Source organism: Novosphingobium sp. SG754 (genome assembly GCF_013149315.1).
GTDB lineage: Bacteria > Pseudomonadota > Alphaproteobacteria > Sphingomonadales > Sphingomonadaceae > Novosphingobium > Novosphingobium capsulatum.
The window spans coordinates 145,906-162,272 of the sequence record NZ_JABGCC010000003.1 but is presented as its reverse complement, the minus strand read 5'-3'; the positions used below and the strand labels follow the sequence as shown (position 1 = coordinate 162,272).

The 16,367-nt window shown below is 66.0% G+C and carries 13 protein-coding genes; 8 read left to right on the top strand and 5 right to left on the bottom strand.

Annotation, left to right across the window (positions count from 1 at the left end):
- The first annotated feature begins 203 nt into the window (after positions 1–203).
- Positions 204–2,477 carry a TonB-dependent receptor gene (locus tag FHW97_RS08825; RefSeq protein WP_370525368.1) on the top strand — a complete coding sequence of 758 codons (2,274 nt, stop codon included), beginning with the start codon at positions 204–206 and terminating at the stop codon, positions 2,475–2,477.
- Positions 2,478–2,558: 81 nt separating this feature from the next.
- A complete protein-coding gene (locus FHW97_RS08820) occupies positions 2,559–3,338 on the top strand; it encodes an SDR family NAD(P)-dependent oxidoreductase (protein ID WP_022677048.1) in 780 nt (259 codons plus the stop codon).
- Between the two features lie 79 nt (positions 3,339–3,417).
- Here the strand turns inward: FHW97_RS08820 and FHW97_RS08815 are convergent, their stop codons facing one another.
- On the bottom strand, positions 3,418–4,218 hold the full coding sequence (locus FHW97_RS08815; protein ID WP_171798722.1) for a ThuA domain-containing protein: 801 nt from the start codon (positions 4,216–4,218) through the stop codon (positions 3,418–3,420).
- Positions 4,218–4,646, bottom strand: a complete 429-nt coding sequence (locus FHW97_RS08810; RefSeq protein WP_171798721.1) for a nuclear transport factor 2 family protein — start codon at positions 4,644–4,646, stop codon at positions 4,218–4,220. The genes FHW97_RS08815 and FHW97_RS08810 overlap by 1 nt, the downstream gene beginning before the upstream one ends.
- Positions 4,647–4,941: 295 nt before the next feature.
- Here FHW97_RS08810 and FHW97_RS08805 point away from each other — a divergent pair, with 295 nt between their 5' ends.
- Positions 4,942–6,411: a GH1 family beta-glucosidase gene (locus FHW97_RS08805; protein ID WP_171798720.1), complete on the top strand. Its 1,470-nt coding sequence runs from the start codon at positions 4,942–4,944 to the stop codon at positions 6,409–6,411.
- A gap of 16 nt (positions 6,412–6,427) precedes the next feature.
- Positions 6,428–7,423 carry an alpha/beta hydrolase gene (locus tag FHW97_RS08800; RefSeq protein ID WP_169048470.1) on the top strand — a complete coding sequence of 332 codons (996 nt, stop codon included), beginning with the start codon at positions 6,428–6,430 and terminating at the stop codon, positions 7,421–7,423.
- Between the two features lie 38 nt (positions 7,424–7,461).
- On the opposite strand, the gene FHW97_RS08795 is transcribed toward FHW97_RS08800, so the two are convergent.
- Positions 7,462–7,815 (bottom strand): Rieske (2Fe-2S) protein, encoded by a 354-nt coding sequence (locus FHW97_RS08795; RefSeq protein WP_171792978.1) that lies wholly within the window; start codon positions 7,813–7,815, stop codon positions 7,462–7,464.
- A 31-nt stretch (positions 7,816–7,846) separates the two neighbouring features.
- Positions 7,847–8,890, bottom strand: coding sequence for an NADP-dependent oxidoreductase (locus tag FHW97_RS08790; RefSeq protein ID WP_171798719.1), 1,044 nt, complete (start codon positions 8,888–8,890; stop codon positions 7,847–7,849).
- 155 nt (positions 8,891–9,045) lie between these two features.
- Here FHW97_RS08790 and FHW97_RS08785 point away from each other — a divergent pair, with 155 nt between their 5' ends.
- The 4 genes from FHW97_RS08785 to FHW97_RS08770 all read left to right on the top strand — a co-directional run bounded on the left by FHW97_RS08785 (position 9,046) and on the right by FHW97_RS08770 (position 14,769).
- Positions 9,046–9,453 carry a nuclear transport factor 2 family protein gene (locus tag FHW97_RS08785; protein ID WP_107715219.1) on the top strand — a complete coding sequence of 136 codons (408 nt, stop codon included), beginning with the start codon at positions 9,046–9,048 and terminating at the stop codon, positions 9,451–9,453.
- Positions 9,454–9,474: 21 nt separating this feature from the next.
- On the top strand, positions 9,475–10,665 hold the full coding sequence (gene bktB, locus FHW97_RS08780; protein WP_171798718.1) for a beta-ketothiolase BktB: 1,191 nt from the start codon (positions 9,475–9,477) through the stop codon (positions 10,663–10,665).
- Positions 10,666–10,772: 107 nt separating this feature from the next.
- Entirely contained in the window at positions 10,773–12,134 is a 1,362-nt protein-coding gene (locus FHW97_RS08775) for a malonyl-CoA decarboxylase (RefSeq protein WP_171798717.1), read from the top strand.
- A gap of 250 nt (positions 12,135–12,384) precedes the next feature.
- Positions 12,385–14,769, top strand: coding sequence for a TonB-dependent receptor (locus tag FHW97_RS08770; RefSeq protein WP_107715216.1), 2,385 nt, complete (start codon positions 12,385–12,387; stop codon positions 14,767–14,769).
- A 53-nt stretch (positions 14,770–14,822) separates the two neighbouring features.
- On the opposite strand, the gene FHW97_RS08765 is transcribed toward FHW97_RS08770, so the two are convergent.
- Positions 14,823–16,364 carry a carboxylesterase/lipase family protein gene (locus tag FHW97_RS08765; RefSeq protein WP_171798716.1) on the bottom strand — a complete coding sequence of 514 codons (1,542 nt, stop codon included), beginning with the start codon at positions 16,362–16,364 and terminating at the stop codon, positions 14,823–14,825.
- Positions 16,365–16,367: the final 3 nt, after the last annotated feature.

Sequence of the window (16,367 nt, the reverse complement as noted above, 5' to 3'; positions counted from 1 at the left end):
TCCGGCGGGGCTGCCTTGGCCAGCCCCGATCATGTGCTTGCAGCTTGGCCCAAACCCCGGGGCAAGCACCTATGATTTGTTGCAGTAGGTGTGCGTGCCCTCCCCGGCATAGGTTCCCATCATCAAGGGGCAAGAACCCTGCGGGATAAAGATACTGGGGGAGTGAGAGGATGAAAGGCTGCTTTGCCAATCGTGCTGCGTGCGTGCTTCTGGCCGGGGTCAGCGTGCCGCTGTTCCCCGGGCTGGCCTTGGCCGAAGGGGCGCCTGCGCCGCAAGCGCCGGCGGCCGATGCTGCCCCGCAGGCCGATAGCGCCGTCTCGCAAGACACCAACGCCATCATCGTGACCGCCCGCCGCCGCGCGGAATCGCTGCAGACCACGCCGGTGGCGATCACCGCGGTCAATGCCGCGATGCTGGAAAACAAGGCCGCGGTGAACATCGGCGATCTGCAGGGCGCGGCGCCCGGCCTGCTGATCACCCAGCAGAATTCCGGTGCCCAGGCGGCCAACCTGTCTATCCGCGGGTTGACCTATGCCGACATCGAAAAGAGCCAGACGCCGACGGTCGGCGTGGTCGTCGATGGCGTGACCATCGGCACCAACACCGGCCAGTTGCAGGACGCGTTCGATATTGCCCAGATCGAAGTGCTGCGCGGGCCGCAGGGCACGCTGTTTGGCGCCAATACCATCGGCGGCGTGGTCAATATCACGCGCAGCAAGCCGACCATGACCGCGGGCATGAAGGCCGAGTTCACCTATGGTCGCTGGAATACCTGGTCGGGCAAGGCGATCGGCAATTTCGGCAATGGCGAAACCCTGGGCCTCAAGTTGTGGTACTTCCACAACCAGAGCGACGGCTTCTATCACAACGCCACCTACAACCGTTCTGACGGCGCCTCCAAGGGTGACAGCTTTGGCGGCACGATCCTGTTCAAGCCGGCCGATTCCGATTTCACTGCGCAGTTCACTATCGAGAACGTGATCCAGTCGTTCGTGCCGGTGGTGAGCAACCTGGCCAAGACCGGCGAAGTGTTCTGCGCGTTCGAGCCGGCGCAGGAATGCAACCGCAACACCACCACCGATCTCTATACCACGTTTGGCCAGCCGGCGCTCAGCACCTATCACGCCCCCGATGCCACGCTGGAAATGAACTATAACCTGGGCAGCGTTAAGTTGACCTCGATCACCGGCTGGCGTCACAGCGCCGAGCGGCAGACCCAGGATTTCGACGGTTCGTCCACCGATCTCTATTACGTCGATCGTATCCAGAACTACACGCAGTGGAGCCAGGAACTGCGCGCCGCCGGCAACCTGATCCAGGGTTTGGATTATGTGATCGGCGGGTTCTATTTCAACAGCAAGTACGATTTCAAGCAGTGCTCGCGCGTGTTCGGCTTTTCCCCCAACACCCCGCCGTGCACGTTTGACGCCGCGCCGCAGATCGAAAACGCCAAGTCGGAAAGCTATGCCGCCTTTGCCGATTTCAACTGGGCGATCATCGACAAGGTACGCCTCTCGTTCGGCGGGCGCTGGTCGCACGATTACAAGTACCTGGCCAATGGCTTCCTCGGGGCGCCATTCCCGCCCGGTTCGGCCAACTTCTCCAAGTTCACGCCCAAGGTGGGCATCGACTATCGCCCCAATTCCGATGCGATGTTCTATGCCAGCTGGTCGCGCGGGTATCGTTCCGGCGGGTTCAGCCCGCGCGCGGGCGACGCCAACTATGCCACCCGGCCGTTCCAGCCCGAAACGCTCGACTCCTATGAGGTGGGTGCCAAGCTTGATCTGTTCGATCACCGCCTGAACATCAACCTGGCCGGCTATATCTCTGATTACAAGAACATGCAGCAGAACACGACGATCCCGTGCGCCTGCTCCACCGGCAACCAGACGATCACCAGCAACGTGCCGGGCGGCGCGCTGATCAAGGGGATCGAGTTCGACGGTTCGCTGCGCGTCAGCTCCAACTTCAAGATCACGGCCTCGGCCGCGCTGATGCAGTCGCACTTCCGCCGCTTCGTGGTGGGGGGCCTAGTCGGCACCACGATCACGCCGTTCGATTACACCGCCAACCGCCTGATCTATGCGCCCACGTTCTCGGGCTCGATCAGCGGCGACTACACCATCCCCACCGATTTCGGCAGCGTGGTCAGCTCGCTGTCGTGGCGGCACATCAGCCCCTATGACGAGCAGATCTCGATCGCATCGAGCGCGGCGGGCACCACGGCACTCGGCACGCCCGGCCAGATCGTGAGCGGCAACGATGCGCGCGTGCGCACGGTGACGCAGGACCTGGTCGATGCCAGCCTGACGCTCAATTTCAAGATCAACAAGACTGATGCCTATCTGCGCGTGTTCGGGCGCAACCTTGCCGATATCCGCACCACCACCCATGCCTTTACCGTGGCGGGCCTGTGGTCGTTCGGCATGGCGCTCGAACCGCGCACCTATGGCGGCACGATCGGTTTCAAGTTCTGATGGCCGCTCGGGATCGGGCGGCGCCCGGTCCCGACCCCTGCCCGGTCGCTTAAGGCCAGGTCGCACAAGAAAGGAAACAGCATGAAGCGCTTGGAAGGCAAGATCGCCCTCGTTACCGGCGGGGCATCGGTGCCCGGGCTGGGCAGTGCCACGGCCATCCGCTTTGCCCAGGAAGGCGCGCGGGTCTATGTCACCGATCGCGATCTGGCCGGCGCGGAACAGGTGGCGCAATCGATCCGTGATGCCGGCGGGGTGGCCACGGCCCTGGCGCACGACGTGACCTCGGAAGCCGATTGGGATCGCGTGATCGCCGCGATCGATGCCGCCGATGGGGCGCTCGACATTATCGTCAACAATGCCGGCATCGCCGTGCTGGGCGAGTTTGACAAGGTGACCACGGCCGATTGGCTGCGGCAGAACGACGTGAACCTCAACAGCGTGTTCCAGGGCACGCAACGCGCGTTTGTGATGATGCGCCGCCCGGGCGCCGATGGCCGCGCGCGGGGTGGGTCGATCATCAATATCTCCTCGGTCGCCGGCCTGATCGGCGTGCCGGGCTGCGCCGCCTATGCCGCCAGCAAGGGCGGGGTGCGGCTGTTTTCCAAGGTCGTCGCGCTGGAAGGGGCCACCGATGGCATCCGCTGCAACACCGTGCATCCCGGCATGATCGCCACCAATATCCAGGGCGTGGCGCTGGAAGACAATGCCGCCAACTATGACGCGGTGATGGGCCTGGTGCCGATGGGCTATATGGGCGCGCCCGAAGATATCGCTAACATGAACTTGTTCCTCGCGTCGGACGAGGCACGCTATATCACCGGCGCAGAGTTCGTGGTGGACGGCGGGATGACCGCGCGCTGAGGGCTTTCGGGGCAGCAGCTGAGGCCCTTTTTCACCACTGTCACCCCGGGCTTGACCCGGGGTGACGTAGCATATTGGCTCAACGCAGGTCCTGGTGCGCCACCCAGCGCATCGCGTTTTCCAGCAGGGCGCGATAGGGCGCGCTGTTCCATGCGCCGGGGCCATCGCCGGGCTGGAGATAGACCAGCCGGCTGGCCAGCGCCTGCTTGGCCCAGCCGATCAGCGGTGGCGCGAGCGGATGGTCCCAGCCATGGTTGGCAAACATCGCGCCGCGCACGGCAAGGTCTGCCGACCAGAAGTGATCGCGCGTGAACGGCGCATCGCAGGTGAGCAGCGGCACCACCTCATCGGCAAAGACCTGCGCCAGATAAAGCTCGTCCACCACAGGAAATTCCGTGGGGATTCCGTGGGTAACGGGATGGGCATGGGTCTGGGCAGTATAGGCTACATCGTGGCGATAGCCGCTGTCGGGCGCAAGTTGGCCGCGCACCATGGCCGGCCGGTACAGGAACTGGCCGCCCAGCCATTCATGATAGTCGGCCCAGGTGGGCCAGGCCGCCAGCGCATGGTGCAGCGCCACCACGCCCTTGCCCTGTTCCAGCAGCGCGCGAAAACCGGCCTGCAACTGCGGCGAGGGTGCGAGCATGGCGGGCGGCTCGGTTGCTTCGAAATCGAGGCCGGGCATGTCGTAGAGCACCAGCACGTCGAATTCGGCCATGCCATCGGGGTCCATCAGCAGGGCGGCGGCGGGCTGGTCCACCATCGTCGCGCTGACGCCGTCCATCGCCTGGAACATGGCATCAAAGCCGGTGCGATCAAACGGATGGCCACGCACCGCCACCAGCGCGCGCAGCCCGGCGTGATGGCGAATGATAGGCATTACAACCCCTTGGGCGCGATCTGCCGATGGATGTTGCGGAACGTGCGCGCTTTGAAATACCAGCGGCCATCGATGCGGATGCATTCATCGTCATACTGCCCACGATCGCGGTGCACGCCATCGGGCCAATCATAGACCTCGGCGGTGTAGGACCGCAGCGTGGCGCGATCGCCATCCACCACGATGCTGCCGGGCCAGGCTTCGAACATGATGCCGGGATAATGCTTCATCGCTTCCACCCACATCGCCACGATCGCGGCGCGGCCTTGGGTGGTGCCGATTTCGGGATAATCGGGCAGCGACCATTGCGCATCCTCGGCCCAGGTTTCTCCCCAGGCCTGCGCATCGCAGCGCGTCACCGCATCGGCATAGGTTTCAAGCAGTTCGCGCAAGGCCAGGCGATCTTCGGCGGGGCCGGCAAAGGGCATGGGGGTCTCTCCCGTTATGGCTTTGGCCCCGACCATAGCCGGGGGGCAGGGCCACGGCGCCTAGCCGATTGCACAGGCGGCGCACGGCCGGCGAGCGCGCAGCAATCGATTTTGTCAAACACAGGCATTGTCAGCAGGGGCAATGATAGCGTAACCATTGCCGAGAATACGGGGGTTCGAGCCCGATTGGCAGCAGCCCTGGCATTGGCCCTGGCGGCCTGATCTGGTGCAGTGATCCGCACACTTTCGCGCCAGAACACAACCAAGCCAGAACACTATCAAGGAAGAGGACAGCATGAGCAGAATCAGTCGTCGCGATCTGGGCCGTGGGTTGGGCGTGGCCGCCCTGGGCGCATCGATCGGCGGGACGCACCCCGTGCTGGCACAAACCGCAACTGCGGCCGGCACCGCGGCGGGCGCGGGCGATGACCTGGCATTCCCGGCCGATTTTGCCTGGGGCTGCGCCACCGCAGCCTATCAGATCGAAGGCGCGGTGAAGGAAGACGGGCGAGGGCCCACCAACTGGGACATCTTTTCCCACACCCCGGGCAAGGTTGCCCATGGCGATACCGGCGATGTGGCGTGCGACAGCTATCACCGCTATCCCGAGGATATTGCCCTGCTCAAGGCACTGGGTGTCAAGGCCTATCGCTTTTCGGTGGCCTGGTCGCGCATCTTCCCGGAAGGGAAGGGCAAGCCCAATGCCAAGGGGCTGGATTACTACAACCGCCTGGTCGATGGCCTGCTCGCCGCCGGCATCACCCCGCATGTCACGCTGTTTCACTGGGATCTGCCCGCCGCGCTGCCCGGTGGCTGGCAGAACCGTGACGCGGCGCTGGCCTTTGCCGACTATGCCGGGTTCATGGCCGGCAAGCTGACCGACCGCGTCAAGCATGTCATGACGGTCAACGAACTGCGCTGCTTTACCGACCTGAGCTATATGACCGGGGGCAAGGCGCCCGGCCTCAAGCTGCCGATGGGCGAGGTTAACCAGGTGCGCCACCATGGCGTGCTGGCCCATGGCCTGGGCGTGCAGGCGATCCGCGCCCATGCCCGCCCCGGCACGCAGGTGGGCCTGGCGGACAACGCGACGATCTTTGTGCCTGCGCTGGAAACGCCCGAGCATATCGACGCGGTCAAGCGCGCGGTGCGCGAGGAAAACGCCATGTTCCTCACCGCGATCATGGAAGGCCGCTACATCGACAGCTACCTGGCCGCGCAGGGCAAGGACGCGCCCAAAGTGCAGGCCGGCGACATGGCCGCGATCGGCAGCCCGCTCGATTTCGTTTCGGTCAATATCTACACCGGCAACACCGTGCGCGCCGATGCCAGCAAGCCCGGCGGCTATGAGATCCTGCCGCACCTGCCGCAGTCGCCGCGCATGGCCTCGCCCTGGCTCTATGTCACGCCCGAGGTGATGTATTGGGGGCTGCGCACCATCAACGACCTGTGGAAGCCCAAGGCGCTGTACATTTCCGAAAACGGCTGTTCTGCCGATGATGCCGTGGCCGCCGATGGCAAGGTCTATGACGCCGATCGCGTGATGTACCTGCGCAACTACCTCACCCACCTGCAGCGCGCCACGCGCGAGGGGCTGCCGGTGAAGGGCTATTTCCTGTGGAGCCTGATGGACAATTTCGAATGGGAAGATGGCTATACCAAGCTGTTTGGCATCCACCACGTCGATTTCGCCACGCAGAAGCGCACCCCCAAGATGAGCGCGGACTGGTATCGCGAAGTCATCCGCACCAATCGCCTGGTCTGAGCGAAAGGACCGACCGATGACCACCACGATCGCGCCCTCGCGCCGCGCCTTGCTTGGCGGCCTCGCCACGCTGGGCGCACTTGCCGCCGCCAGCCCCAAGGCGAGCGCCGGCCCCACGGCGATCCACTATGGAGGCCCCTCAATTCCGCTGTGGCCCGGTGCCGCGCCGGGCGCGCCGGCCATCTTGCCCAAGCGCCGGATCGAGCAGCGCAGCCAGAGCGCAGCGTTCGACGATCGCTGGCTCTATGGCGTGGCCACGCCCACGATCGAGGTGCGCCGGCCGGCCTATCAGGATGGCTCGGCCGTGATCCTGGTGCCGGGCGGCGGCTATGGCTTCCTCTCGATCGATAACGAGGGGGAAGAGCAGGCCAACTGGCTGACCCAGCGCGGGGTGACCTGCTTCATCCTCTATTATCGACTGCCGGGCGAGGGCTGGGGCGATCGCGGCCTGGTGCCCTTGCAGGATATGCAGCGCGCCATCCGCCTGGTGCGCCATCGCGCCGGCGAATTCGGCATTGATCCGGCGCGGGTGGCAGTGCTGGGCTTTTCGGCCGGCGGGCACCTGGCCGGCAGCCTGGCGACGCGCTTTGCCGAGCAGACCTATGCCCCACGCGACGCGGCCGACGCGCTTTCGGCGCGGCCTGACCTCGCCGGGCTGATCTATCCGGTGATCACCTTGAGCGAGACATTCGTCCACGCCGGTTCGCGCGACAACCTGCTGGGTCCCGGCGCCACGGCGGCGGCCGCGCGGGCAGGCTCGGTGGAACAGCGGGTTGGCGCGGACACGCCGCCCACGTTCCTGACCGCCGCCTCCGACGATGGCCTGGTGCCGATCCAGAACAGCCTGGCGATGTACCAGGCGCTGCTGGCCAAGGCGCGGCCCTGCGAATTCCACGGCTTCGACCAAGGCGGCCACGGCTTTGGCGCGCGCCTGCCGCAAACCGTGCCGGCGCACGCCTGGCCCGACCTGTTCCACGCCTTTGGCCGGCGGCATGGGGTGTTCAAGGGCTGATCGCGAGGGTTGAGGGTTTCAGCGACCAGCCGAAGCCCTCAATGATCGACGGGCATTTCATCCATGCCGGGCGGCGTGGCAGGCACGGCGACTTCTACCACGCCATCGCTTTCGCGCACGGGGAAGCGGCGCAGCGCCGGATAGGCGCCGCCGATGCAGTGGCCGTCAGCCAGGTCGAACCGCGCGCCGTGAAGCGGGCACATCAGCGCGCCGCGGCGGATGCGGCCGGTGGAAAGGCGCGCGGCGGCGTGGGTGCAGCGGTCGTTGACGGCCACGATCGTGTCTTCATGGCGCGTCAGCAGCACCTGCCAGCCGCCGACTGCGTGCACGCTGGCTTGGCCTTCGGCAATATGGTCTGCGCTGCCGATCGGGTGCCAGACTTGCTCTTCCACGGCGCGTTGCTCCTTGTCGGTGGTCGGTTGGTCAGATTTCCACCAGCGTCTTGCCGGTGGTTTGCCCCTGCATCAAGGCGATGAATGCGTCCGGCAGGCTTTCGAAGCCGTGGTGGACGTTTTCGAGCGGCACCAGTTCGCCCCGGCCGTGCAGATCATCGAGCATGGCCTGCGCCTCGGCCAGGCGATCGGCATGGTCATACGTGAGGAAACCGCGCAAGGTCAGGCGCTTGACCACCAGTTGCCATAGCTGCGTCACGCCGTGGGGATGATCGGCATCATTGTATTGCGCGATCATGCCGCACAGCGCGATGCGTCCGCCTTCGCGCATGCGTGGCAGGACGAGGTCGAGCAGCGGGCCGCCGACATTGTCGAAATAGACATCGATGCCCTGCGGCGCGGCGGCATCGAGCGCGGTGGCGAGTGCATCGGGCGCCACGCGGTGGTCGATCGCAGCGTCGGCGCCCAGGCGCTGCACCAGCGCGGCCTTGTCTGCCCCGCCAGCCAGGCCCACCACGCGGCAGCCCATGGCGCGCGCCAGCTGCACCACCGTGCTGCCGGTGGCGCCGGCCGCCGCGCTGACCAGCACGGTATCGCCCGGCCGCGCCTGGCCCACCGCGACAAGGCCCACCCAGGCCGTTAGCCCCACCGGCCCCAGCGCGCCCATATAGGCACGCAGCGGCACGCCCGGTTGCGGCGTAACGCGTTCCAGCCCCAGCGCATCGGGCGTGATGACATAGTGATCGGACCAGGTGCCGAGCACGCGCACCAGCGTGCCCACCGGCCAATCGCCATGGCGGCTGGCCACCACCTCGCCCAGCGACATACCGGTGACCGGCGCATCGATCGCCACCGGCGGCAGGTAGGATGGGCGATCATCGAGGAAGCCGCGGATCGCCGGATCGACCGAGCCGACGCGCATGCGCACCAGCATCTGGCCATCGTCCAGCACCGGCATGGGGGTTTCCACCAGGGCAAAGCAATCGGGCGTGGGCACGCCCACCGGCCGGCGGCGCAACACGATGTGGCGCACCGTTGCGGGCAGGGCGGCCGTGGGGTGAGCAGCAGACGTCATCTGATCAGGCATCCGTCTTCCAGCGTTGTGTTCTTGTCTATCCATGCCTGATAGGCGCTTGGCCCGCCGTCGCGCTCTAGCTTTTTCGCTAGGTGGCGTGGCGCTGGGGCGGGGCGATGATGGCGCAATACCCAGCGGGAAGAGGAACGCCGGCCATGACGCCAGCCGAAATGATCGCCTTTGTCGATGAACTTTATGACCTGACTGCCACCGGGCAATGGGATGCCGTGGCCGCGCGGCTGACCGACGATTTCGTGGTGGTGGAGGCCGATGGCCTGCCCATGGCCGGCACCTATCGCGGGGTGCAGGGCCTGCAGGACCTGTTCACCAAAGTGATGGGATTGATGGATGTGGTGGCGATGGACCGGGTGGAAACCACCGCCGGCGCCAATCACGCGGTGACGATCCTGTCGTTGCGCTTTGCCGACCCGGCGCTGGCGCCGGCCGAGCTGTGCGAGCTGTTCCGCTTTCGCGATGGCAAGGCCTGCGCGATCATTCCCTATTACTTCGATCCGGCGCCCGTGCTGGCCGCCACTGCTGCCAAGCGCGCCGCGCTGGCCTGACCTCCAAGGACCATCACAACCATGACCGACAAGCCCGACGACATCATGATCCTTGGCCCGGTGCGCACCGCCATCGGCGATTTTGGCGGCGCGCTGAAAAGCTTTGCCGCGGCCGAGCTGGGCGCGCGCGTGATGGCCGAGGCGGTGCGCCGCGCCGGGCTGACGCCGCAGGACATGGAGCACGTGGTGATGGGGCAGGTGATCCCGTCAAGCGGCAAGGACGCCTATCTGGCGCGCGCCGCCGCGCTCAAGGCCGGGGTGCCGGTGGAGGTGCCGGCCTTGACTGTCAACCGCCTGTGCGGATCGGGGCTGCAGGCGGTGATCTCCGCTGCGCAGATGATGCAACTGGGCGAGGCGGACATCACCCTGGCGGGTGGCGCGGAAAGCATGTCGAACACGCCCTATCACGATCACGGCCAGCGTTGGGGCCGCAAGATGGGCGATGCCACGCTGGTCGATGCGCTGGTGGAAACGCTGTCCGATCCGCTCGATGGCTGCCACATGGGGATCACGGCGGAAAATATTGCCGCGCGCCACGATATTTCGCGCGCGGATCAGGATGCGCTGGCGGCGCAAGGCCATGCCCGCGCGCTGCGCGCGATTGCCGAAGGGCGCTTTGCCGAGCAGATTCTGCCGATCGAGCTGGTCACGCGCAAGGGCACCACGGTGTTCGATACAGACGAGCACCCGCGCGCCGGAACCACGGCCGAGGCGCTGGCGGGCATGAAGCCGGCATTCCGCAAGGACGGTACCGTCACCGCGGCCAATGCCAGCGGCATCAACGATGGCGCGGCGGCCATGGTTCTGGCGCGGCGCAGCGTGGCAGAGCAGCGCGGCCTGGCGCCGATCGCGCGCATCGTCAGCTGGGGTCACGCCGGGGTGGAGCCAGCCTATATGGGCATGGGCCCGGTCAAGGCCGTGCCGATTGTCCTGGCCCGCGCCGGGCTGACCCTGGCCGATATCGACGTGATCGAGGCGAACGAAGCCTTTGCCGCGCAGGCGCTGGCGGTCTCGCGCGCCCTGGGTTTCGATAGCGAGCGCGTCAATCCCAACGGCAGCGGCATTGCCCTGGGCCATCCGGTGGGCGCGACCGGCGCGATCCTGGTGGTGAAAGCTGCGCACGAATTGCGCCGCACCGGCGGCCGGCGTGCGCTGGTCACGATGTGCATCGGTGGCGGGCAGGGTATCGCCATGGTCATCGAGACAGCCTAATCATATGCACGATTATTGAAAAAGCCATACTGCGTATGCGGTGGTGCGATTAAACGCGGTAGTGTATATCCCGTGGCCGGATATCGGCCTTGGGAGAATCACGCGCCATGCCGCTCGACCGATCGCGCCTTGCCCGCGACATTCTCGAAAGCCTGTTTCAACGCTGGCGCCGCCCGGTCGTCGGCAAGGGTGCGCCGGGCGTGGCTGCGGTGCCAGCCGATGCGCCGCTCATCGATCGTGCCGCGGCACTGCTGGAAGAGCGCAGCCAGTCTTCGGGCGTGCATCTGGCGGCTGGCATCCTTGCCGATTATGCCGCGTGCGACGATGCCGGGCGCCACGCGTTCCTGCGCGCCCTTGCCACGCGCTTTGCCCCCGATCCGCAGGCCATTCGTGCGGCGCTCAATGCGCATGATGCCGATCCCAGCCCGGCGCGCCTGTCGGCAGTGACTCGGGCGGCAGAGGCGCCGCGCCAGGAGGTCTTGCGCCGGCTGAACCAGGCGCCGGCCGGCACGGCGGCGCTGGTGGCGATGCGGGCCGATCTGCTGCGCCACTTGCCGCAAGACCCGATGCTGGCGCCGCTGGAAGACGATCTCGTGCATCTGTTGCGCTCGTGGTTCAACCGCGGATTCCTGGTGCTGCGGCGCATCGACTGGAGCAGCCCGGCCGATCTGCTGGAGCGGATCATCCGCTATGAGGCGGTGCATTCCATCGCCACCTGGGACGATCTGCGCGCCCGCCTGCTGCCGGCTGATCGGCGCTGCTATGGCTTTTTTCATCCCGCGCTTGGCGACGAGCCGCTGATCTTCGTGGAGGTGGCGCTGTGCGCGCAAGTGCCGGATTCGATTGGCGCGCTGTTGGCGCAAGACCGCGCCGTGCTCGATCCGCAAGCGGCGCGCGTGGCGGTGTTCTATTCGATATCCAACTGCCAGGCGGGCCTGGCCGGGATCAGCTTTGGCCAGTTCCTGATCAAGCAGGTGGTCGAGGATCTCGGCGCCGAATTTCCTGGTCTGGAAAGCTATGTGACGCTTTCGCCGATCCCCGGCTTTGCCCGCTGGCTGCGGGATGCGGCGGCCAAGGGCGATGCGGCGGCCGGGCAGGCCCTGGCACAAGGCGCGCCCGATGCCGGCTGGGCAGGGGATGATCCCCGCCGCCACGCGCTGATGCGGCTGGGCGCGCGCTATCTGCTGGCCGAGCGCGATGGGCGCGGGCGGCTGCGCGATCCGGTGGCGCGTTTCCATGTCGGCAATGGCGCGCGGGTAGAGCGGCTGTGCTGGCTGGCCGACACCAGCCCGCGCGGGATGAAGCAATCGCTGGGGCTGATGGTCAACTACCTCTACGATCTTGCCAGCGTGGAGGCCAACCACAACGCCTATGCCCGCCACCGCGTGGTCAATGCCAGCGGCGCGATGCACGCACTCTTGGCGCCGGAGCGACACACGCATGCCAAATTGGTATTGCCAGCTGCCTGACCTGTTTTGCTGCTCTGTTAAGCCAGATGGTGGGCGCAACACGGCGTCTTGCCCGATCGCGCGCGGCATATGCTGCATTCTCGCCACATATTCGGCTTTGACTGCGGCGTGGCAACGCCGACTTTGACGCCTTTGCATGCATGAAACAGATGAATAACGATAAAATGAATTGATTTCCGTTCTTCCTAAAACCAAGCCAAGGATATTGGTAAGGCCAAAATGTGTGGCCAAATGAATGAGGGAGGAACCTGTGCGCACACTTACCATCGCGGCTTTGCTGTCGGCATCGATGCTGGCCGCACCAGCTGCCCTGGCCCAGGCCGCGGGCGCTGCTGACGCAGGTGGCGATGCCGTGCAGAACGGCGAGATCATCGTTACCGCGCAGCGCCGCAGCGAAAGCCTGCAGCGCGTGCCGGTCAGCGTTATGGCGCTGACCAAGGATGCGCTGGCGTCGCAGAACCTCAACGATCTGACCCAGATTGCCCGCGCTGCGCCCTCGCTGCAGGTGGGCGTGGACAATTCCTTTGCCGTGCGCGGCATCGGCACGCTGGCCTTTGCCGGCACGATCGACAGCAGCGTGGCCATCGCCATCGACGACGTGAACCTGGGCCGCCCCGTGCTCAACAGCCCGCTGCTCAACGATCTGGCGCGCGTCGAAGTGCTCAACGGGCCGCAAGGCCTGCTGTTCGGCAAGAATGCCTCGGCCGGCCTGCTCAACATCGTCACCGCGCGGCCCAAGCTGGGTGACTATTCCAGCTCGGCCAACCTCGAACTGCTCAGCCGCGACAAGCCCTCTGAATCGGGCAATGCCTTTGGCGTTATCGCGCGCGAGACGCTGAACATCCCGGTGACCGCCAATTCGGCGCTGCGGTTGAGCGGCCTTTATTCCTATCAGGAGCCGGCCACCACCCATGTCGGCGCCTATGCGCCCGGCTCGCGGCACGATCTCAATGCCACCAGCTTTTCCTTCAAGGGCAAATACCTGGCCGAGCTGACCGACCAGCTCTCGTTCTATGCCATTGGCGATTACAACGAAAACCACGGCATCGCCGGGATCTTCGACAACACTTATCGCCAGGTCGACGTAGCCAGCGTCAACCTGCCGTCGCTCAACTCTGTCGGGATCACGCCGGGCAGCCGCAATTTCCTGTTCGGGGGCGAAGCCAGCCAGTTCCGCGACATCAAGACCGGCGGCGCACAGGGCCAGCTGTCTTATCGCATGGCTTCGGGCATCGAGATCAGCAATCTGTTTGCCTGGCGGTTCTATACCCAGAACCAGGCGGTTGACGGCGATTACCTGCCCGGCAACGGCTTGAACACCAATGCCTCGCAATCGCGCTATGACCAATATTCCAACGAATTGCGCGTGGCGCTTCCGGCCGAGAACCGCTTGAGCGGCCAGGTCGGTCTCTATTGGTTCAAGTCGAAGCTCGATCTGGCGCGCCAGTTGGCCGGCAACAGCTACCTGCCGGATGCTGCCGTGCGCGGCTATCCCTTCTGCGTGGGTGCGGTTGCCGTTCCCGGCGCCAACCCGCCGACGTGTTCGCGGTCCAACGTGGCGCAGCTGGGCAGCGATCGCAACTATGTGCAGAACACGCAAAGCTATGCCGGCTTCGGCCAGTTGACCTACAAGGTGGTCGATGGGCTGCAACTGATCGCCGGTGGCCGCGTCACGCACGACAAGATCGACCTGGTCCTGTCGCAGAACCAGCTGAACTATTTCCAGGCGCTGGGCGGCCCGCGTGGCGTATTCTCGTCCAGCTACGCTAACACCGATTTCAGTTGGAAGGCCGGGGCGCAGTTCCAGGCGACGCCCACGATCATGGTCTATGGTTTCTATGGTCGCGGCTACAAGGGGCCGGGCTTCAACGATACGTTCCCCACCGCGACCGCCAATGTGGTGGTGCGCCCGGAGACCTCGCGCACGGCCGAAATCGGCGTGAAATCCAGCTTCTTCAACCGCAAGCTGACAGTCAACCTGTCGGCGTTCCACACCAAGTTCGACGATTTCCAGGTGCAGTCGTTCGACGCCACCCTGGCGACCTTCCAGGTGCAGAACGCCGCCAGCGTCACCTCGAAGGGGATCGAGGCCATGGTCATCGTGGCGCCGTTCACCGGCTTCACGCTGACGAGTTCGGCCTCGCTGCTGTCTTCCAAGTTCGACAGCTTTCCCGGGGCGCAATGCTATCCCACGCAAACGACCTATGGGTGCTCTGCCACCCAGTCCACCTTCAATGCATCAGGCCTGACCTTGCCGGCCGCGCCGCGCTTCACCTCCAGCATGCTGGCGCGCTATGAAGTGCCGCTGGAAGGAACGGTCAAGCCGTTCATCCAGGGCAACTGGTATCACCGCTCGTCGATCAACTACACCGTCAACCAGGCGCCCGGCGCCACGGTCGGCCCGATCGACGTGTTCGGTGCCAGCATCGGTGCGAAGCTGTCCAACCGCGTGGAAATCTCGGTGTTCTGCAAGAACTGCACGAACGCGATCAACCCGACCTCGATCGGCGTCGATTCGGGTGATTCCAACGCCCGCAACGCGCGCGGCCAGGCGACGCCGAAGCTGTCCTACACCCAGCAGTTCGGGCTGGATTCGGTGCGATCGTTCGGCCTCAACCTTGCCATGAACTTTTAAGCCATTATCCGGTAAAGGCCCCTGCAGCGCCATCGCGGCGCTGCAGGTTGGTATTATTCCCCCCAGATTTTCCGTTCCACGCCATCGGGATCGCTCACCAGGGCCGGCACCTGGTCCAGCACCATGGTGGCGTGTGCCCTGGCGTCATAGCCGTGCCAGGCGGGAAGCCCTGGACCGGCCGGTGCCTGTCCCTGCACAAAGCGCACCATCGCCCCGTGCATGCCATCGGCGAGCGGCTGCTCGGCGGCCGAAAGGCCAAAGAACTGCGCCATGCCCGGCGATGTCAGGTGATCGAACGTGAACGGCAGATCGAGCACGTGGGGGCTGTGGCCCTTGAACGGTCCACCCGGCGCCGGAAACGCCAGGCGATAGCGCCACACTGGCGCGCCGCTTTGCGCATGGGCCAGCGCCAGGCGCAGGCACGGCATGCCGTATTCCTCGGCCGTGATCAGGCGCCAGTGGCGCTCTGCCGTGGAAAGATCGGGAAAGGCCTGGGCATAGGCGGCATCGCGCGCCACCATCTCTGCCACCGTGGCATTGGACAGCGCCTGGGACTGGATCGGCCCGGCGGCCTGTTCGGCGTTGAGGAACAGACGGCTTTCATCGGCATTGCTGCCGATCAGCAGCGGCATGCGCGGCGCCTTGCCGGCGCGCAGACGCGCGAGCGGCACCAGGGGCAGCGCCTGGCCATCGACCACCGGGCGGAACGGGAAGTTGCGCGGCCAGGCCGATCGCGCCGCGGCCTGCGCGGCCAGCAACTGGTCGGTCGTGGCGGTCAGCAGGCGATCCGCGCCGCCCAGCTTGGCCACGAACAGGCGGGCAAATTCCTGCGCTTCGGCCAAGGTGTGCACGGTCTGGCCGCCGCCGCTGAAGATCGCGGCGCGGGCATAGAGGCCATCGGCCATGGGCATGCCCATCAGCGTGCCGACGTTCTTGCCGCCGGCGGATTCGCCCGCGATCGTCACGCGCGCCGGATCGCCGCCGAACGCGGCGATATTGGCCCTGACCCAACGCAGCGCCAGCACCAGATCGCGCATGCCGTTGTTGCCGCTGCCGGCATAGGTGCGGCCCAGGGCTTCCCCGGTTTCCAGGAAACCAAGCGCGCCGACGCGATAGTTGACCGTCACCGCCACGACGCCATCGGCGGCAAAGCGATCACCGGCAGTCAACGCCTCGCCGCTCCAGCCGCCTTCGTTGCCGCCGCCGTGGATATAGACCAGCACGGGATGGCGCCCGGGCGTGGCCGGCGCCCAAATGTTGAGCGCCAGACAATCCTCGGTCATCGCGCCGGCAAAGGGCGTCATGCCGGGCTTTTGTGGGCAGACCGGCGCGGGCGCGGTGGCATCGCGCACCCCGGCCCAGCGCGGCGCCGGGCGCGGCGCGGCAAAGCGGGCGGCCTGGCCATAGGGAATGCCGGTGAACACCCGCACGCCGCCGGCCATCTGGCCGCGCACCAGGCCACTGACGGTGGCGATGGTCAGCCCATCGTGGGCCAGGGGAGCGCGGGCGAGGGCGGGCGCAAAGGGCGGCGCGAGCAGCGCACCCGCGCCGATCAGGCCCAGCGCCTGGCGGCGATCGATCGTGGTGGCGCGCATGGC